Genomic DNA, 18,675 nt, shown 5'->3' with positions numbered 1-18,675 from the left:
GTAATAATTTTGTCAAAACAGATCATAATATGTTTACCATATCGCGAGGAGGTGAACAACAATGGCACAAGGAAACAATGGCAACTCCAACAATCTGGTAGTCAGCAGATCCTCCGGCGCTCTGGAGCAAATGAAATTTGAAATCGCTCAAGAGTTGGGTATCAGCATTCCTCAAGATGGATACCAAGGTAATATGACTTCCTATGAGAACGGTTCGATCGGGGGCTACATCACAAAACGCCTCGTAACGATCGCCGAACAACAATTGGCAGGTCAATACCAATAATCGCGGTAATAATGCAAAAATAACAAGAAAAAGTGTCTGGATGGGCTGGTAAAAACAGCCTGTCCAACGCTTTTTTCATTTTAAAGCGAAAAGCTCATCATGTCATTAACTTGGATTTAAAAATCATTATAAATTTTCGTGTATTGCCTGTAGTAATAAATGACCCGCTGTACATAATGTCGTGTTTCACCAAAAGGGATTTGCTTGATGGACTCTTCTTTTCCATCCCACACTCCCTTATCCAGCCACTCTTGAACTTTACCCGGCCCTGCATTGTAAGCAGCTACGATTGCTACAGGATTATCCTGAAACTTTATGGATAGGTTATGCAAATACCAGGTTCCCAGCTCAATATTGGTGCCAGGCTCGTGCTTGACACTGTCCAGCGGAACCTTTTGAATCTGGGCGCTGTCCATAATCCAATTTGCCGTATTCGGCATAATCTGCATCAGCCCTAGCGCCCCCTTATGTGACTGCTTGCTGGTTTTAAAATTGGTTTCTACACGGATAATAGACGCCACCAAAAATGGGTCTACTTCATACGTCTGTGAATACTGCCGAATCTCATCCTTATATTGAATTGGATAGAACCAGGACATCCAATTTGAATTAAGGAATAGAATCAGGACAAACCCGACAAACAAAATGAGCAGGACTCTTTTCTTTCGCAAAATATTCATGCAAGTCCCTTCCGCTGCCAAAATTGATCAATTTGTCGCTTCGTCTCAGTCTGTGTTCCGCTATTATCAATAACGATATCGGCCAAGCTTTTCTTTTGCTCAATATCCATTTGTGCGGACAGCCGAAGTCCAGCTTGCTCCTCCGTCAGACCGTCTCTGAGCACCAGACGCTGGAGCTGAATATCACGTGGTACGTACACAACCATAATTTCCTCGTACAAGCTCTCAAGCCCCGACTCGTACAGTAACGGAATATCTGCCAAAACAAGCTTGTTCGGCTGTTCCCGTTCGAATGCTTCCATGCGCATACGCATTTCCTCACGAATAGCAGGATGTGTAATCTCGTTAAGTGCCTGCCGCTGGGCAGGGTCTCCGAATACAATCTCTCCCAGCTTTTTGCGATGCAGAGTTCCGTCACTGTTCACTATAGCTTGTCCAAAATGCTGTATGACCGCCGCCAACACCGGATGCCCCGGAAGCATCACTTCCCGGGCAATGGCATCTGCGTCGATCAGCAGCGCACCTTTGGCGACCAAAAGAGCCGACACGGTGCTTTTTCCGGTAGCAATACCTCCGGTTAATCCGATATTCATGCTCTTTCACCTCATAACAGCTTCAATATGCCCATCATAATCAGTAATAATGCCGGCAATACACCCAGCGCCTTCATAAATCGAAATGCTGATAGAAAGAAACCTGCCTTCATCCCTGCAATCAAAAATGTTCCACTGAATAACGTAATAGCCAGCGCAGTAGACAGTGGCTGAAAACCAAGCATAGCTGCCCCGAGTCCCGCTCCGAACGCATCGACCGATAATGCAATACCCAGCCAAACCGCTTCGGTAGCAGATATACTGCCGGAACGGTCCATATCCGCAGCAGACGGGCTTCGAAGAATCCGAATAACAAGCCCCCATTTGCGAAACTCCAGAGAAAATACTGTTCGTTCCTGCTGCTCCACAGAAGCTTCTGCCGACAGATCTTTTCTTGAGCTGGGGAAAGACTCGGTATCAGCATTCTCCATACCCTCCTTCTCCCCAAGAACAGATCTGCTCGCTGGATCAGTCTGTTTTGTAAGAAGCAGACCCCGAGAGGGCTCCACTGAATCCTCTGGCAAATCCTCTTTGCGGTGCAGAGCTTGAATCAAAGAGTAACAGCCAATACAGATCAGGATGACAGCACCGAAAACGGTCGTATATACAGGAGACAGGACACGAGATAGTAATGCGCCCAATTGCATGGATATGCCGATCACCAAACCTGAACATACGGAGATGATAGCAATCGACAACAGTGGAATTTTCATTTTGCGCAGACCATATGTAACACCGACTCCGAAACTGTCCAAACTTAGCGCAAATGCCAGTAACAGCAGGGCTCCCCAATGATTAGCCACTCCAATTCCCTCCCATTGCGAAGGCAGGGTCTTATAACAACCGAAATCCTCCGCAGTATTGGTACTTGGAACAATATATGAGAGGGATGGGCTTGGGGTGACTGCGCCTGTTTAGCGCAGAGGCTGGCAGACCGGACAATGATGTGTGCCCCGTCCGGCTACAACAGATTTTTCGATCAATGTACCACAGTTGATGCAAGGCTTCGCGTTACGTCCATAGATTTGCAATTGATGCTGGAAGTCGCCCGCTTTGCCCTGTCCATTCACGAACGATTTAATGGACGAGCCTCCAACCTGAATGGACGCACCTAGCGTGGAGACAATCGCCTCATGCAAGACATGAAATTGGCTATCCGTTAGGCTTTTGGCTGGCTGTGCTGGATGAATCCCCGCCTTAAACAACGATTCATCTACATAGATATTCCCGATGCCCACCACATATGACTGGTTTAACAGCGCTGCCTTGATCGAAGTCGAACGAGTTCCAACAGCGGCACGCAGCATTTCTGGTGTAAAGGCCTCGTCCATCGGTTCCAGGCCAAGTTTGTTCAGCGGCTTTTCCAGCAAATCCTGTCCTGCTGGAAATAAGTGCATCGTGCCAAACTGGCGCACATCCTGATAACGCAGCTCCGTACCATCTTTAAAATGAAAGATGACATGGGTATGCTTTTCCACAGGATCATGTTGTGAATATAATCCATATCGCCCTTCCATTCGAAGATGGGAGACCAGCACCAGCCCGTCCAGCAAAATCCGCAGAAACTTTCCGCGTCTCTCCACCCCTGTAATCCGGTGATCAGCCAATTCCATGGCAAAAGCGTGGATATCATCGGGCCGTTGAATGATCCGCGGCAGATTCACAGTGACATGATCTATATGTTTATCAACGATAAGCTCGTTTAGCGTTCGTTTAATGGTTTCTACTTCCGGTAATTCCGGCATGATGTCTTCACCTCACCCTATATTATAACGGAAGCAGCGTCAAATTGGGACTATCTACTCATTGAAATATCTTATTTGGCCTCATACCAATTGCTGCCATAGCTTACTTCGGCTTTGAGCGGCACAGCCAGCTTTAATGCAGCTTCCATGGTAGCAGGGACAAGCTCTTTCATCGTTTCCATTTCCTCAGGCGGAACCTCGAATACAAGCTCATCATGTACTTGGAGCAGCATTCTGCTACGAAGATTACGTTCACGTAGCGCTTTATCCATCTGTACCATCGCCAACTTGATAATATCGGCTGCGGTGCCTTGAATCGGCGTATTCATCGCTGTACGCTCGGCGAATGAACGCAGGTTGAAATTGCTGGCGTTAATCTCCGGCAAATAGCGTCTACGTTCCAACAGCGTTTTTACGTAGCCGTCCCGCTTCGCATCCTTTACAATATCATCCATGTAACGGCGAACGCCTTGGAACACATCAAAATACTGGTCGATAAAGCGAGCCGCTTCCTTCCGCGTAATATTCAAATTTTGTGACAGACCATAATCACTGATCCCGTAGACAATCCCAAAGTTGACTGCCTTCGCAGAACGCCGCATATTGGAGTCCACATCTTCCGCTGCTACACCGAACACATCGGATGCGGTCTTGGTGTGAATGTCCATATCGTGGACAAAGGCTTCCTTCAAACGTTCATCATCCGAAATATCAGCCAGCACCCGCAGCTCGATCTGTGAGTAGTCTGCCGCCAAAATAGACCAGCCCGGTTCGGACGGAACAAATACTTTGCGGATTTTGCGACCTTCTTCAAGACGAATCGGAATGTTTTGCAAATTCGGAAATTGACTACTCAAGCGTCCAGTTGCTGCAACCGTCTGCCGGAAATACGTATGCACCTTACCCGTTTTCTCCGAAATTTCTTTAAGCAAACCTTCAACATACGTCGATTGGAGTTTGGCAATGGTACGGTACTGCAAAATGTTTTGTACAATATCATGATAGGGGGCCAGCTTTTCCAGTACCTCCGCATCGGTCGAGTACCCCGTTTTCGTCTTTTTAATGACAGGTAAACCCAGTTTATCAAACAAAATCTCACCCAACTGCTTAGGCGAATTCAGATTGAACTCTACTCCGGCAATGCTGTAGATCTCGTTCACCAACGTTGCGATCTGGGCTTCAAATTCTTTACCCAAAGCACGCAGTTCTTCTACGTTCACCAAAATGCCCTGCTTCTCCATATCCGCCAAAATGCGGGACAACGGCATCTCCAGCTCATGAAACAGCTTGTGCATTTCCGTTTTCTCCAGCTCAGCCTGCTGCACAGGCACCAAAGCTTCAATCACCGCTGCCTTACGCGCCACATGATCAGACAGCACGTCCACGTCAGGAACTTTATATTTAGCTCCTTTGCCGAACACTTCTTCGTCAGGACGGATCGAAGACAAGCCATATTTGGCTGCCAATCCGCTCAATGTCTGGTTTGCATCAGTTGGGTCCAGCAAGTACCCTGCCAATTGCACATCAAACTCGGCACCTGCAAACTCAATTCCATGCCAGTGTAAAGCCAAATCCGTACGATGCAGATCATGACCGCGTTTTTTGCGTTCAGGGTCAGCAAGCCATTCGCGAATAGGTGTAGCTGTATCGCTTTGCAGTACATCCAGTGTCATAAAAAACTGCTGTCCCGTTGCGGCAAATATCAGACCTACGATGTCAGCATGATGCGGATTATCGCCATGCGTCTCAACATGCAGCACATCCACATGATCCAACACTTCTACCAATTCGCTAATCCGCTGCTCATCCAGCACTGTTACGTCAGCCGCGGCTTCCTCTACGTCTACCCCAGTACTGCCAACCTCACCTGAAAAAGATAAACGTTCCAGCAAGGACTTGAACTCCAGCTTCGCCAGAGCTGGCCCGGCTGTTTCTGCTTGCAGCCCGCCGAAGGCCACATCTTCCAGCTGCTTGTCCAACGTTACATCCCGATAAATGGTCGCCAAATCTTTGCTCATTCGCGCATCGTCAGCATGTGTCTCAACGCGTTCTTTCATTTTGCCCTTCAGCTCATTCGTGTGCGCCAGCACTTCTTCGACTGAACCGTATTGATGCAGCAGCTTGAGCGCTGTTTTTTCACCTACGCCGGGAATACCAGGAATATTATCCGACGTATCGCCCATCAGGCCCTTAAGGTCAATAATTTGCAGCGGCTTCAGCCCATATCGTTCCTGAATTTGCTCAGGTCCATACGTCTCCACCTCAGTAACCCCTTTGCGAGTCAAGCCGACTGTGACATGGTCTGAAGCCAATTGAAGCATATCCTTGTCCCCGGTCACGACCAGCACATTGAAGCCGGCTTCGTCCGCTGTCTTGGACAGGGTGCCTATAATATCGTCCGCCTCATAGCCATCCAATTCAAACTGGGCAATGCCGAAAGCGGTCAATAGCTCTTTCAGCAACGGAAATTGCTGGGACAGCTCTGGCGGGGTTTTCTCCCGTCCACCTTTGTAATCCTCGTATCCCTTATGGCGAAACGTTATTTTACCGGCATCGAAGGCAACCAGCATATGTGTTGGTTTGTGCTCCTCCAAGAGCCGCAATAACATCGTCGTAAATCCGTACACCGCGTTCGTCTGCTGTCCGCTCGAATTCGTTAACGGTGGCATAGCAAAAAACGCCCGGTAAATGATACTGTTACCATCTATAAGCATGAGTTTATCCATTTAGCACCTCGCAAGTTCATCAATGCATTCGTAACGTTCTTACGTTTTACGCATTCCTCTTCCTATCTTAACATACAAGACTCCTTTTTCAGAAAAAAACGGCTGCTTCCTAACCAAATTTGCCTTTTGCTCAAAGACAAGTCTGGGTCAGAAACAACCGCTATATACCTGAAAGCTCTACTGGTTCAAATCTGGTCTCTCCCCTGTCACGAGATATACAGTGCTTTCACCGATATTCGTAGCATGGTCACCAATTCGTTCAATGTATCGTCCTACAAGCAGTTGCAGCATGGCTTGTGAAGCCTCTGCCGGCTTTTCTACCATAAAGGCGTACAGATCGCTGATCATGTGGCTATACATGGAATCCACACGATCATCCTCTTTGGCCATTTTGTAGGCCAGATCTGTATTTTCATCCAAATAGGATTTGATCGCATCATCTATCATTTCTTTAACAATGGAAGCCATGTGCGGAATATCCACCAGCGGCTTAATGATCTGCTGCCCTTCCAGACGAAGGGTCACCTTGGCAATATCAAGTGCCAAATCGCCCATTCGTTCCAGATCACTGGAAATTTTAAATGCAACAATGATTCGGCGCAAATCCTTCGCTACCGGCTGCTGGGTAATAATGAGCTTGGAACCCATATCGAGAATATTCTCTTCCAGCGTATTGAGGGATGCATCATTTTTGACCACCTGCTGAGCCAATTCTGTATTTTTGGTCTGCAAACATTCAATGGCCTGATCGAGCGCCTTCGAAACGTGTGCACCCATTTCGCGCAGTACGGCTCTCAGTTCGTCTAACCCTTCATCAAAACCTTTTCTACGTATCATTTCGAAGTCACCCCTTCTGGCATATTCATCTGGTAGGCTTTAGCCAAATCGCCCTGAAATATAATCTTCCGTACGTGAATCTTGCGGCGTGGAAAACATCGTCTGTGTGTCCGCCGCTTCCACCACAACACCATTCAAAAAGAACGCAGTTCTACCAGACACACGCGCTGCCTGATGCATGTTATGCGTCACCATGACAATGGTATACGTGTCTCGCAATTCCTGAACCAGTTCTTCAATTTTCATCGTGGAGATCGGATCCAGCGCAGATGTCGCCTCGTCCATAAGCAAAATATCTGGTTGTACAGCAAGCGCCCGGGCAATGCACAACCGCTGCTGTTGTCCACCGGACAAGCTCAGAGCTGAACGCTTCAAAAAGTCCTTGACCTCTTCCCAGAGTGCCGCCTGCCGCAGGCTTTGCTCGACCAATTCGTCCAACTTGTCCTTTTGCCGAACTCCATGCAGACGCGGGCCGTAAGCCACGTTATCATAAATCGATTTGGGAAACGGGTTAGGCTGTTGAAAAACCATTCCCACCTGCTTCCGCAGAGTTTCTACTTCCATAGTATCGCCGTATATATCCTGACCTGCGATACTCACGGTGCCTTCAATACGTGTTCCCGGTATCATGTCATTCATCCGGTTTAGCGTACGCAGCAGGGTCGATTTGCCGCAGCCGGACGGGCCGATAAAGGCAGTTACCGTTTTTTCAGGAATATCGAGGTTTATATGTTTCAGCGCGTGAAATTTCTCATAATATAAATTCAGCTTATCAATCCGGATTACGGAATCATTCATGGATTTATGATCTCCTTCGTGTTGCAGTTATGATCCTCAAGCATTGCACCTGATTTGCACAATATGAAGATTATATAAGCTGTGTGTAAATTTAGTGTGGTGGATTTGTTAACGTTATGTAAAATGATCAAGAACTTAGCATGAGCTCAAGCTCCTGCGCAATTTCGGCTGCATTCAAAGCTGCTTCCTCTGCGGAACGGGACATTTCACTGTTTTTAGCTTCAATTTCATCGACAGCCTGCAGTAGTTTGGCAAAAGTTTGTGTTCCGGCAGATATATATTGAGAGCCTGTATGAATCTGCTGCATACTCGTATCCGTCAGTTCAGCGGTGTCACGCAGCATTTGCTCGATATGGGTGAGTAAGCCTGTAATCTGTGTGGAAAAAGCTTTCGTCTGGAGTGACATATTCCGCACCTCCTGAGACACAATCTGGAAGCCTCGTCCATGTTCGCCAGCATGTGCCGCTTCAATGGACGCGTTGATCGCCAGCAATCCACTGTGATCTGCCAGTGCACGAATGGATGAAGCCATGCCCGCAATGTCATTCAGCGATTGCGTCAACGCCGTCATTTGCTCATGCTGGCGTTTCATTTGCTCCGTAACCGCACGATAGGAGAGCAAAACATCCTCCAGTTCTACTTTGCCACGACGGGATAATTCACTCATTGAGCGGGTTAGCCGCACACTGTCATCGGCCTCTTTAGCTGCATCCAGCACAGTCAGCTGAATACGCTGGACTCCGTCATAGCTATGCCGAATCACATCTCCCCGCTCTTCGTCCGCTTCTCTTTGCATTCGCTGCACGACGGACAGGATATCACGAATCGTGAGTACACCGAGTAACCGTGTTCCTTCCTTAATCAACACACAGTCGTAAAAACGCTGATCTTCGCGCAGCATCGCCAGTTCCACAATGTCCGATGCCTGGCTTTTCAGATCCACAATTAATGTATCGGGGTCGGCAAATAGGGCCGCAGGCTTGTCATAGAACAACGCCGCAGCAAATCTGCCCGTAAAATGGCGATTGTACGCATCTCTCATAATAATGCCCAATGGAAGATCATTTTTATCCACAACAATGACACAAGGAATATCTTCCTGTGTTTTCATAAGGGCTAACAGTTCTTTACAAGACATGTCCGTACCAATGATCGGAACCTCCCGGCATGGCACATAGGTAGTAATCGACTTGTATGCTTCACGTTCAATCACGGCAGTGGAGCTCGGCTGGGTCTTTGGTTCCGTTATCATCGTTCTGAAGTCCCCTTTTTTAACTACTTGGAGTGACGGGAACATCATATCGGTCATTTGTTGATTCTAGCGTCTAGTTTTGTTAATGAAATGTAAAATCACAAAATGGACACAAAGGTCCCCGGACACTGCCCTGAATAAAGAAAAACGCTCCTCATTTATAATAAATGAGAAGCGCTTCTTTTTTTATTTACAACCAGCTTGTACCCCACTCCACGGATCGAATCAATATGAACCGAGTCGGGATCCAGCTCCAGCTTTTTACGTAAGGAACTGACGTGTACATCCACGGTCCGTTGCCCGCCAATGTAGTCAAAACCCCAAACAGCATTCATCAGATCATCTCGGGTTAATACCACACCCGGCTTGCGGGACAAATAAAGAAGCACCTCAAATTCCTTGGGTCTAAGGCTGATGGACTGACCTCCAAGAATGACTTCATATTTTTCAGGGTAAATCTCCAGCTCCCCCAATTGAATTTTGGAGCTATCTTTCTGATCAGACAACACTCCTTCATCCCCACCGGAAGTTCTTCGCAGCACAGCCGTCACGCGGGCCAACAGCTCAGAAACGCCAAAAGGCTTCGTGATGTAATCATCCGCACCCGACTTCAGCCCTTGGACAACCTCGGCTTCACCGTTTTTGGCCGTTAAGATAATAATAGGCGTCGTCAGCCCCTGATGGCGAAGTCTGCTCAGAATGTCCAGTCCGTTCATTCCCGGCAGCATCAAATCCAGCAGGATCAAATCGTAGGACTCTCTGGAGGCTTTCTCAAACCCGGCACTGCCATGATCCTCCGTATCCACTTCGAAGCCTTCTTGTATCAAATTGTAGGATAGCAATCTGGCAAGCGTTGGTTCATCCTCAATAACCAGTAAGCGTTGTCCCATAAATAACTTCATCTCCTGTTTACCTGTTAAAGGCGCATTGGTCAAAATCCTGAAACTTTTTCCATACTCATGCGACACCCGTTTATTTTATCACGGCATTGTTAACAGAATGTAAAAAATGGTCTAGTTCATTCTTCCTGTTGCAATAGCGGTAATTCAACTGTAAATGTGGTACCCAATCCAAGCTCACTTTCCACCGAAAGGGTGCCATGATGCAAATCGACCAAGTGTTTGACGATCGACAATCCCAGCCCCGTTCCGCCAGAGTTACGCGAGCGTCCTTTATCCACCCTGTAAAAGCGCTCAAAGATACGTGGCAGGTCCTTCTTCGGAATTCCAATACCTGTATCACTGACTGTAAATACGACCTTTTCGGTGTCATTCTCCCGCTGTATCGTTAGAACCTTAATCTTTACCTTGCCACCATCAAGTGTATAGTTGATGCCATTAGACAAAAGGTTCAGAAAAATCTGCTGAAGCTTATCTTCATCTGCCTCCATAAACAGCTCATCCGGGATATCCATGTGTAGTGAAATTCTTTTTTTGGCAGCTACATTGTTCAGTTTTTCCAGCAATGATTCTATGAACGACGAAACGTGCACCGGCGAGCATTCCAGAGGGGAACGCTTGGACTCGATTTTGGACAGCTCCAGAATATCACCGATCAACCGATTCAATCGTTCGCTTTCATCATATATAATTTGCAAAAATGAACGGGCCGTCTCCTCATCTTTAACCCCGCCACCGAGCAAGGTCTCGGCAAAACCCTTGACTGCGGCAATCGGCGTTTTTAGCTCATGAGAAACGTTAGCCACAAATTCGCTCCGCATATTTTCCAACCGTCGAATAGCCGTAATATCCTGTAAAAGGAACAGCATCCCCCGGTATCCGCCCTCATCCTCATACATCGGAACACCGTCCAGCAACACGAGTCTCTCCTCGGGATTGTACAAATGAACCTCACCATGCAGCCTTTCTCGGCTTTGTATACTGCCCTCAATTAGCTTTGTGAGCTCATAATGCTTCTTCAGCTCATGATACGGCTTGTCTGTCACCCGTTTACCCACGACACCAAGCATTCGCTCAGACTCACGGTTTACAAGCGCAATACACTCATTTGCATCAATCATTAGAATTCCGCCTGTCATATTACTCATGACACTCTGGAGCAGATCCTCATTGTCACGTATCGTTTTCATTTGGTTTTGGAGACTATCAGCCATACGATTAATGGCTTCACCCAGTTGCCCTACCTCGTCCCGGCGCTGCACACCAACTCTTGCGTCATAATCCAGTCCTGATATACGGTTGGCTACCCCAGTAATATGTTCAATGGGCGAGGTGAGACTGCGAGCAATACGATAGCTCACCAGTCCAGCAGCAATAAACAGCAACACTAGACCAATCCCGATGGCCGTCCAGCCGCGCTGCACTCCCTCCTCCACCGCTTTCAGACTCATGGACAAACGGATATATCCGTCAAAACCCTTATCCGATACAACAGGCTCTGCAACGTATAGCATGTTCCGCTGCAAGGTTTCGCTGTAACGAATCGTGCGTCCAATCTTCTCTGTTGAAGCTTGCTGAATTTCTTCACGAGATGCGTGGTTTTCCATCTTTCGCGGATCGCTTAACGAATCTCCAACCACCGTCCCGTCCTTGCGAATGAAGGTCACCCGCGATTCCGTAAGACGAGCAATTTCCTTCGCCTTTTGAGAATAATAAGAGACATAATTCGTGCTGGACAGGGCATCTGCATTAACAAAAGGGAATGTAGCTCGAAGCAGGTCGATCTCCCGTCCCATGTTCTCCTCTAGCACCTTCATATTCGAATTTTTAAAAATTTGTCCCATCGTGATTCCAGCAGCAAGGACAGATACGCCAATCAAAATCAGCATGATCAGGGTAAGCCTGAAACGAAACGATTTCATAAAATATGCCCATCCTTTATGTAAGTTAAGTCTCATTCTACAGGCTACCTTCATTATGTTCCACTGTGAAAAGAAAAAAGGCTAGGGCATAACACAGCCCTAACCTTTCCCTTGTCCTTTTATCCGTTTATAACTTCACCGCCATTGATATGAATAACCTGTCCGCTTACATATGAAGAATCATCTGAAGCAAGGTACACATAGGCTGGCGCCAATTCTTCCGGCTGACCCGGACGCTTCATTGGCTGCGCTCCTCCAAACTCGCTGACCGTCTTGGCATCAAATGTAGACGGGATTAACGGTGTCCAGATCGGCCCTGGTGCTACAGCGTTCACCCGAATGCCTTGATCTGCCAAATTGAGTGAAAGGGAACGTGTAAAGGATGTGATTGCCCCTTTGGTCGATGAATAATCAATGAGTGTCTTGTTCCCAGCATACGCGGTAATCGATGTTGTGTTGACGATCGTGCTCCCTTTTTTCAAATGCGGCAATGCTGCTTGCGTCAAGAAGAACATACCGAAAATATTCGTTCGGAACGTGCGCTCCAACTGTTCTTTGGTGATATCCTCCAGCTTTTGTTGTGGATGTTGCTCTGCCGCATTGTTCACAACGATGTCGAGCTTGCCCAGTTCGTTAACTGTCTGTTGAACCGCTTTTTTGGCAAATTGATCATCTCCGATATCGCCAGGAATCAACACGCATTTGCGTCCCTCCTGTTCCACCTGACGTTTTGTTTCTTCCGCATCCTTATGCTCATTCAAGTAGATGATGGCTACGTCCGCACCTTCTTTGGCATACGTGACAGCTACAGCCCGACCAATTCCACTGTCCCCACCAGTAATAAGTGCAACTTTACCTGTTAGCTTGCCAGCGGCTTTGTAAGTTGGTTTTTCAAATTGGGGTGCAGGCGACATTTTGGACTCAATCCCCGGTTGCTGGTCCTGATGCTGTGGGGGCAAAGTTTGCTGAGGTTGATTACTTTTAGACATTGTACATTCTCCCTTCAAAATCAGATATTTTTTAGGATGCAACATTTGCATCCACTCTACTCCTGAATTACCACACAAAGTTATTCGTTAAACGAAAAAAGAACAATGTAGTGATTTGAGCGCAAAAAAAAACGGCCTATGCTTATTCAGCACAGACCGTTTTTCAATTTAGCATTTGTCATCATTCGATTATAGACTCTCACTAAATGCATAATTAAATAATATCGCTGTATACCATTAAAAACGTAATTAAAATCAGGAAGACGGCAAGCAGCGTACTGAACATTCGCATTTTGCCAGCATATTGCGTAATAGGCTGTTGGCTACGAATCGCTTCCAGCGACAGCCGTAACGGCTTACCCATGGCTCCCGCAATACCAGAAATAGCGAGAAACAACAGCAAAACGACAACAATCCATGCTACCGAATAAGAACCCCAGGGAAAAATCATATAGATACCGCTAACAAGCACTAAGATCAGCGCAAATTGAGCCAAACGGTTCAATAGCTGAACAGCCGATATCGTTCCTTCCTGCACGCTAGGAGCCAATTTGTCGATTTTGCCCACCACGAAGGGGAGCAATAAATAAAAACCCATCGCCAGTGATCCAATAATGTGAATAAAAAACATTTTACAACCTCCACTTCTTTGTTTTCTTACAAACTTTTTTTCCATAGAACGATCATATTCCAACGAATGACTACCATCTTTTTCAGTGTTTTGGGACATGCTTTTCTATGTCAGGATTTTGCAAAGTCCTCATGTAACTATCAATGCATATGAACTCTATTATACCGGGGAAGTGAGTCAAAGCAAAGGAATAAGGAAGAAAACGAATAGATTCCCTATATTCTGTTTATGAGTAAAAGAGGTGTCCCGCGGCCATGACTATGGCTTAGGGACACCTCTTCAGGTAATAGTCACCGTTTTAGTAGAAAATTGAATCTAAACGGTAACTATTTTAATCACACTGCGGACCGACTCCGCGGATTGATCGAGCGCTGCTTTTTCTTCGGCTGTCAATTCCAACTCGAACACTTTTTCGATGCCATTGCCACCAAGAAGTGTCGGTACGCCAAGGAATAAATCCTGATAGCCGTACTCTCCCTCCAGATAGGCGATGACTGGGATAATCCGTTTTTTGTCTTTTACAATCGCTTCCGTCATCTGTGCAAGCGAAGCTGCCGGAGCATAATATGCGCTACCATTACCCAACAGGTTGACGATCTCTCCGCCACCGCCGCGTGTACGTTGTACGATCGCTTCGATACGTTCCTGCGAAATCAGAGTTTCGATAGGTATACCCCCAACACTGGAATAGCGTACCAGGGGCACCATATCATCACCGTGGCCCCCCATAACGAAGCCGCGCACGTCTTCGACGGAAACGTTAAGCTCTTGTGCAATAAAGGTACAATATCGCGCTGTATCCAGCACACCGGATTGGCCAATAACCCGATTTTTCGGGAAACCCAGCGTTTGGTAGGCAGTATAGGTCATAGCATCTACCGGATTGCTCAGAATAATAACAATAGAATCTGGCGCATACTTCTTCACGTTCTCACAAACGGATTTTACAATTCCTGCGTTCGTATTTACCAAATCATCACGGCTCATACCCGGCTTGCGTGCAATCCCAGCTGTAATAATGACGATATCTGAGTTAGCTGCATCCTCGTAATTGGAAGTGCCCGTGATCTGACTGTCAAATCCCTGTACCGGACCGGCCTCCAAAATATCAAGCGCCTTGCCTTTGGTCGGATTCTCTAGTTGCGGAATATCGATCAGTACGATATCACCTAGCTCCTTTTGAGCCAGCAGCAATGCGGTAGTGGCACCGGTAAAACCGGCGCCAACAATGGATATTTTTTTACGTTGAATGGACAAGTGGTATTCCCCTTCCTTACAGGTTACTAATAATGGTATCTGCGAACTCGGAGCATTTCACTTGTGTAGCACCATCCATCAGACGAGCAAAGTCATAAGTTACAATCTTCTTATTAATGGACGTCTCCAGCCCTTTGTAAATCAGGTCAGCCGCTTCTTTCCAACCCAAGTGTTCAAGCAACATTACGCCCGACAGAATGACGGAACCAGGGTTCACTACATCTTTGTCGGCGTATTTTGGTGCTGTACCATGTGTAGCTTCAAAGATAGCATGCCCTGTTACATAGTTAATGTTCGCACCTGGCGCAATACCAATTCCACCAACTTGGGCAGCAAGAGCATCGGACAGATAGTCCCCGTTCAGGTTGAGCGTAGCAATCACATCAAATTCAGAAGGACGAGTCAGTACTTGCTGAAGTGCGATATCAGCAATCGCATCCTTGATAATGATTTTGCCTGCATCTTCAGCTGCTTTTTGAGCTGCATTAGCCGCATCCTCACCGTCTTTTTCCTTGATTACGTCATATTGGGCCCAAGTAAATACTTTATCTGCAAATTCTTCCTCAGCCACTTCATAACCCCAGTTTTTGAAGGCACCCTCGGTAAATTTCATAATGTTACCTTTGTGTACAAGCGTTACACTCTTGCGTCCGTGGTCAACTGCATACTGAATGGCTGCCCGTACCAGACGCTTTGAACCCTCGGAAGAAACTGGCTTAATGCCAATACCAGAGGTTTCAGGGAAACGGATTTTGTTCACACCCAGCTCTTGTTGAAGGAACTGAATAACCTTTTTCACGTCTTCGGACCCTTCAGCATACTCGATCCCCGCGTAAATATCTTCTGTGTTCTCACGGAAAATAACCATATCTACCAATTCAGGACGTTTCACTGGAGAAGGAACACCGTTAAAATAACGAACAGGACGCAGACATACGTATAAATCCAGTTCCTGACGCAATGCCACATTCAACGAACGGATACCACCGCCAATAGGTGTCGTAAGCGGACCTTTAATGGCTACAATATACTCACGGATGGCTTCCAAAGTATCGTTAGGGAGCCATTCGCCGTATGTATTGAAAGCTTTCTCACCAGCGAATACTTCATACCAGGCAATCTTTTTGCTACCGTTATATGCTTTTTCTACAGCTGCGTCCAGTACGCGCTTGGAGGCTTTCCAGATATCGCGACCCGTGCCGTCACCTTCGATAAACGGAATTACCGGATGGTTCGGAACCTGTAGTTGACCGTTATCAATCGTAATTTTTTCGCCTTCAGTTGGGAGCTCAAACTTTTCAAATTTCGCCATAAGTTCCTTTTCCTCCTCAGATATGAATGGGTACAGGACGAAAGACATGATCTTTATCACAGACAAAAACGTACATCTCTCGTCGTCCCCTCTATTGTACCTTATTTTTTAAATTCAGGGTATACAACCTCAATCTTCCTTCGACAAGGGGTTAGCGCAACTCTGGTGATACGTATTTTTGATCCATTGGACCTGTATATTCGGCGCGAGGACGAATCAGGCGATTATTTTCATACTGCTCTAAAATGTGCGCTGTCCAACCGGATACACGACTCATAGCAAAAATAGGTGTAAACAGGTCTCTCTTGATACCCAGTTGGGTATAAACAGAGGCAGAATAAAAATCCACATTGGGCTTCAAGCCTTTTTGTCCTGTTACAATTTCCTCAATTCGAACTGACATATCAAACAACGTTGTGTCGCCGTTCATTTCCCCCAGCTCGCGGGACATTTTGTGCAAGTGCTTGGCACGCGGATCACCGTTTTTATAGACTCGGTGTCCAAAGCCCATAATTTTTTCGCGATTATCCAGTTTCGCCTGGATATAGGAGTCCAACTGATCCAAACCACCAATCTCCTCCAGCGTTTTGGCCACAGCCTCATTGGCCCCGCCATGCAGTGGTCCTTTTAAAGCTCCAATAGCAGACGTGATTCCGGAATAAATATCCGACAATGTGGCTACCGTTACACGCGCAGCAAAGGTAGAGGCATTTAATTCATGATCGGCGTGCAGCACGAGAGCCTGATTGAACGCTTTAATAGCCGTCTCCTCTGGATCCTTGCCAGTCAGCTGATACAAAAAGTTTTCAGCGATAGAAATACCTTTTTTAGGCGCAATCGGCTCCAAGCCCTCGCGTATACGTGCTATAGCTGCCACAATGGTAGGCAATTGCGCCTGAAGCTTGACGGTTTTGGTCACATTAGACTCTCTCGACATATCATCCGCCTCTGGGTCATACAAAGCGAGAGACGATACGGCTGATCTCAAGGCAGCCATCGTGCTCAAATCTTTCGGATATAACTTTAATTGAGTAACAATTTCATCCGGAATAGCAGCGTATTCGCTTAACTGGTTGCGAAGCTCCTGCAATTGCTCTTTATCAGGTAATTTCCCAAACCACAACAAATAAGCTACCTCTTCAAAATCGGCGTTAACAGCCAAATCATCAATGTTATAACCCCGGTACGTGAGAACGCCATCTACGATAGAGCTTATGGAGGAAGTGGTCGCTACGATCCCTTCCAGACCTTTAGTCGCTGTCATCGTTACATCTCTCCTTTGTAAAAACATTGTGAACGGACTTGCAATGTAAACATTTTCAAAAGTAAGATATGCCTTTTAAATAGCCGAGTAATGTTAACGCCATATGTCAATATTTAAACCTTCTTTCACTATACTGGATTTTGTCGTTTATGTGAACATTGAGGGCTATTCCAACACATTCAAATGTTTTATCGCTTCCATAAATAAATTTTTGAAACCCCTTACAAAAAATATTGATTCATTTGCACTTTTTTACATAGGTCTTGTCTCCCCCCTTTCCCGCATATGTATAGTAGAGCATTTATTTTATGAAATACTATCGTAAAAGAAAGGAGTCGTGAGAGCTTGAGCCGGTTAATCCTGAATCGCATATTTCGTGCTCTATGGGTGGCAATCGTGATTGTAGCTCTGTTATTGGGCATATATGTGCTTTTCCCTCTCGTCTATCCTTTCCTATTCGCCTGGCTTGTGGCTTATGCCATGAATCCATTGGTTGGTTTTCTGCGTAACAAAGCCCGTATGCCACGTTGGACGGCTGTCACGGTCTCATTATTTGTATATTTAGGTGGAATTGCAATTATCCTGTCTGCAGCAATCACCCGCATAGTCCGAGAAGTTATAAAGTTGGCCATGACTTTTGACGGGCATATTGAGCGTTTTAAAAGCCTGTTTATCGATTGGACACAAAGCGATTTGATTCAAAATGTAATTATTGAAATTAACCATTTTATCCGGGATAATCCGGATTACCAACATACCATTAACAGTAATATTGATAAAACAACTCAAACCGTCAGTTCGGCTGTCACTACGCTAGTCGCTCAATTTTTTAATGGGGTTTTGAACTTGCTGACCTCTCTGCCTAATATGGGAGCAGTTCTAATGGTTATTGTATTAGCAGCTTTTTTTATTAGTAAGGATTGGGACCGACATAGTCGGATGCTCGCAAACACGGTTCCTGATACGATTCGCAAGCCATTGTCGGATATATGGCACGATCTACGTAAAGCACTGTACGGCTATTTGCGTGCACAGTTTATTATCATCTCCATTACGGCATTAACGGTCATTGTTGGGCTGTTCATATTGCGTGTGGAATCCGCCTTTACCATCGGTTTAATGATCGGGCTGGTGGACTTGCTACCTTATTTGGGGGTTGGCATTGTGATGATTCCGTGGATACTGTATGAGTATATGTCTGGTAATTTGGCGCTAGGGGTAGGATTGTCGATCCTTTATATCATCCTGTTGATTGGACGACAGATCGTGGAGCCTAAGGTGCTGGCCAGCAGCGTGGGCTTAAACCCGCTTCCCACCCTTATCGGTATGTTCATCGGGCTCAAGCTATTTGGCGTTTTAGGACTCATTATCGGACCTGTATCACTCATTGTCGTTGATGCACTGAATCGTGCGAATGTCATTCAGGACTTGCGCAATTATATTCTCGCTGGAAGAGTCCGCTAGATCATGGATAGGAAAAACGG

At 46.4% G+C, this 18,675-nt stretch carries 17 protein-coding genes; 2 read left to right on the top strand and 15 right to left on the bottom strand.

The annotated features are described in order from the left end of the window. Window positions 1-61 precede the first annotated feature (61 nt). The gene (locus NSS94_RS08860) at window positions 62-286 is read left to right on the top strand and encodes an alpha/beta-type small acid-soluble spore protein (protein WP_025685069.1); all 225 of its coding nucleotides are present in this window, start codon (window positions 62-64) and stop codon (window positions 284-286) included. A gap of 116 nt (window positions 287-402) precedes the next feature. On the opposite strand, the gene NSS94_RS08855 is transcribed toward NSS94_RS08860, so the two are convergent. The 15 genes from NSS94_RS08855 to citZ form a co-directional block, all read right to left on the bottom strand. After that, a complete protein-coding gene (locus NSS94_RS08855; protein WP_029516633.1) occupies window positions 403-966 on the bottom strand; it encodes a lytic transglycosylase domain-containing protein in 564 nt (187 codons plus the stop codon). Continuing rightward, window positions 963-1,559 carry a dephospho-CoA kinase gene (coaE, locus tag NSS94_RS08850; protein WP_341039166.1) on the bottom strand — a complete coding sequence of 199 codons (597 nt, stop codon included), beginning with the start codon at window positions 1,557-1,559 and terminating at the stop codon, window positions 963-965. Before coaE ends, NSS94_RS08855 begins: the two co-directional genes overlap by 4 nt. Window positions 1,560-1,570: 11 nt before the next feature. Continuing rightward, complete coding sequence (locus NSS94_RS08845) at window positions 1,571-2,362, bottom strand: MntP/YtaF family protein (protein ID WP_029516631.1); 792 nt, start codon at window positions 2,360-2,362, stop codon at window positions 1,571-1,573. Between the two features lie 111 nt (window positions 2,363-2,473). Further along, window positions 2,474-3,304, bottom strand: coding sequence for a DNA-formamidopyrimidine glycosylase (gene mutM, locus NSS94_RS08840; RefSeq protein ID WP_029516630.1), 831 nt, complete (start codon window positions 3,302-3,304; stop codon window positions 2,474-2,476). Window positions 3,305-3,375: 71 nt separating this feature from the next. Beyond that, window positions 3,376-6,030: a DNA polymerase I gene (gene polA, locus NSS94_RS08835; RefSeq protein ID WP_318626765.1), complete on the bottom strand. Its 2,655-nt coding sequence runs from the start codon at window positions 6,028-6,030 to the stop codon at window positions 3,376-3,378. Window positions 6,031-6,207: 177 nt separating this feature from the next. Further along, window positions 6,208-6,867, bottom strand: coding sequence for a phosphate signaling complex protein PhoU (gene phoU / locus NSS94_RS08830; protein ID WP_025721993.1), 660 nt, complete (start codon window positions 6,865-6,867; stop codon window positions 6,208-6,210). A gap of 39 nt (window positions 6,868-6,906) precedes the next feature. Then, window positions 6,907-7,665 carry a phosphate ABC transporter ATP-binding protein PstB gene (gene pstB / locus NSS94_RS08825; RefSeq protein ID WP_029516628.1) on the bottom strand — a complete coding sequence of 253 codons (759 nt, stop codon included), beginning with the start codon at window positions 7,663-7,665 and terminating at the stop codon, window positions 6,907-6,909. 127 nt (window positions 7,666-7,792) lie between these two features. Further along, window positions 7,793-8,917, bottom strand: coding sequence for a methyl-accepting chemotaxis protein (locus NSS94_RS08820; protein ID WP_029516627.1), 1,125 nt, complete (start codon window positions 8,915-8,917; stop codon window positions 7,793-7,795). 158 nt (window positions 8,918-9,075) lie between these two features. Then, window positions 9,076-9,807, bottom strand: a complete 732-nt coding sequence (locus NSS94_RS08815; protein WP_013309604.1) for a response regulator transcription factor — start codon at window positions 9,805-9,807, stop codon at window positions 9,076-9,078. 128 nt (window positions 9,808-9,935) lie between these two features. Beyond that, window positions 9,936-11,738, bottom strand: a complete 1,803-nt coding sequence (gene pnpS, locus NSS94_RS08810) for a two-component system histidine kinase PnpS (RefSeq protein ID WP_341039165.1) — start codon at window positions 11,736-11,738, stop codon at window positions 9,936-9,938. Window positions 11,739-11,857: 119 nt separating this feature from the next. Next, window positions 11,858-12,727, bottom strand: a complete 870-nt coding sequence (locus NSS94_RS08805; protein WP_029516625.1) for an SDR family oxidoreductase — start codon at window positions 12,725-12,727, stop codon at window positions 11,858-11,860. A 214-nt stretch (window positions 12,728-12,941) separates the two neighbouring features. Further along, entirely contained in the window at window positions 12,942-13,358 is a 417-nt protein-coding gene (locus tag NSS94_RS08800) for a hypothetical protein (RefSeq protein ID WP_069011198.1), read from the bottom strand. A 315-nt stretch (window positions 13,359-13,673) separates the two neighbouring features. Continuing rightward, on the bottom strand, window positions 13,674-14,615 hold the full coding sequence (gene mdh, locus NSS94_RS08795) for a malate dehydrogenase (protein WP_028542892.1): 942 nt from the start codon (window positions 14,613-14,615) through the stop codon (window positions 13,674-13,676). A gap of 16 nt (window positions 14,616-14,631) precedes the next feature. Further along, the gene (gene icd / locus NSS94_RS08790) at window positions 14,632-15,927 is read right to left on the bottom strand and encodes an NADP-dependent isocitrate dehydrogenase (RefSeq protein WP_029516624.1); all 1,296 of its coding nucleotides are present in this window, start codon (window positions 15,925-15,927) and stop codon (window positions 14,632-14,634) included. 151 nt (window positions 15,928-16,078) lie between these two features. Continuing rightward, complete coding sequence (citZ, locus tag NSS94_RS08785) at window positions 16,079-17,191, bottom strand: citrate synthase (protein WP_029516623.1); 1,113 nt, start codon at window positions 17,189-17,191, stop codon at window positions 16,079-16,081. Between the two features lie 345 nt (window positions 17,192-17,536). Here citZ and ytvI point away from each other — a divergent pair, with 345 nt between their 5' ends. Next, complete coding sequence (ytvI, locus tag NSS94_RS08780; protein ID WP_340884931.1) at window positions 17,537-18,655, top strand: sporulation integral membrane protein YtvI; 1,119 nt, start codon at window positions 17,537-17,539, stop codon at window positions 18,653-18,655. The last annotated feature ends 20 nt before the right edge of the window (window positions 18,656-18,675 follow it).

The organism is Paenibacillus sp. FSL L8-0644 (assembly GCF_038008165.1).
Lineage (GTDB): Bacteria > Bacillota > Bacilli > Paenibacillales > Paenibacillaceae > Paenibacillus > Paenibacillus polymyxa_D.
Note: the sequence above shows the minus strand (reverse complement) of the source record. Positions and strands in the feature narration are given on the sequence as shown.

Excerpts from the sequence above, each read along its gene's own strand:
- NSS94_RS08860 (WP_025685069.1), top strand. The coding sequence starts at position 62 with ATGGCACAAGGAAACAATGGCAACTCCAACAATCTGGTAGTCAGCAGA.
- NSS94_RS08855 (WP_029516633.1), bottom strand. The coding sequence starts at position 966 with ATGAATATTTTGCGAAAGAAAAGAGTCCTGCTCATTTTGTTTGTCGGG.
- coaE (WP_341039166.1), bottom strand. The coding sequence starts at position 1,559 with ATGAATATCGGATTAACCGGAGGTATTGCTACCGGAAAAAGCACCGTG.
- mutM (WP_029516630.1), bottom strand. The coding sequence starts at position 3,304 with ATGCCGGAATTACCGGAAGTAGAAACCATTAAACGAACGCTAAACGAG.
- polA (WP_318626765.1), bottom strand. The coding sequence starts at position 6,030 with ATGGATAAACTCATGCTTATAGATGGTAACAGTATCATTTACCGGGCG.
- phoU (WP_025721993.1), bottom strand. The coding sequence starts at position 6,867 with ATGATACGTAGAAAAGGTTTTGATGAAGGGTTAGACGAACTGAGAGCC.
- pstB (WP_029516628.1), bottom strand. The coding sequence starts at position 7,665 with ATGAATGATTCCGTAATCCGGATTGATAAGCTGAATTTATATTATGAG.
- NSS94_RS08820 (WP_029516627.1), bottom strand. The coding sequence starts at position 8,917 with ATGATAACGGAACCAAAGACCCAGCCGAGCTCCACTGCCGTGATTGAA.
- NSS94_RS08815 (WP_013309604.1), bottom strand. The coding sequence starts at position 9,807 with ATGGGACAACGCTTACTGGTTATTGAGGATGAACCAACGCTTGCCAGA.
- pnpS (WP_341039165.1), bottom strand. The coding sequence starts at position 11,738 with ATGAAATCGTTTCGTTTCAGGCTTACCCTGATCATGCTGATTTTGATT.
- NSS94_RS08805 (WP_029516625.1), bottom strand. The coding sequence starts at position 12,727 with ATGTCTAAAAGTAATCAACCTCAGCAAACTTTGCCCCCACAGCATCAG.
- NSS94_RS08800 (WP_069011198.1), bottom strand. The coding sequence starts at position 13,358 with ATGTTTTTTATTCACATTATTGGATCACTGGCGATGGGTTTTTATTTA.
- icd (WP_029516624.1), bottom strand. The coding sequence starts at position 15,927 with ATGGCGAAATTTGAAAAGTTTGAGCTCCCAACTGAAGGCGAAAAAATT.
- citZ (WP_029516623.1), bottom strand. The coding sequence starts at position 17,191 with ATGACAGCGACTAAAGGTCTGGAAGGGATCGTAGCGACCACTTCCTCC.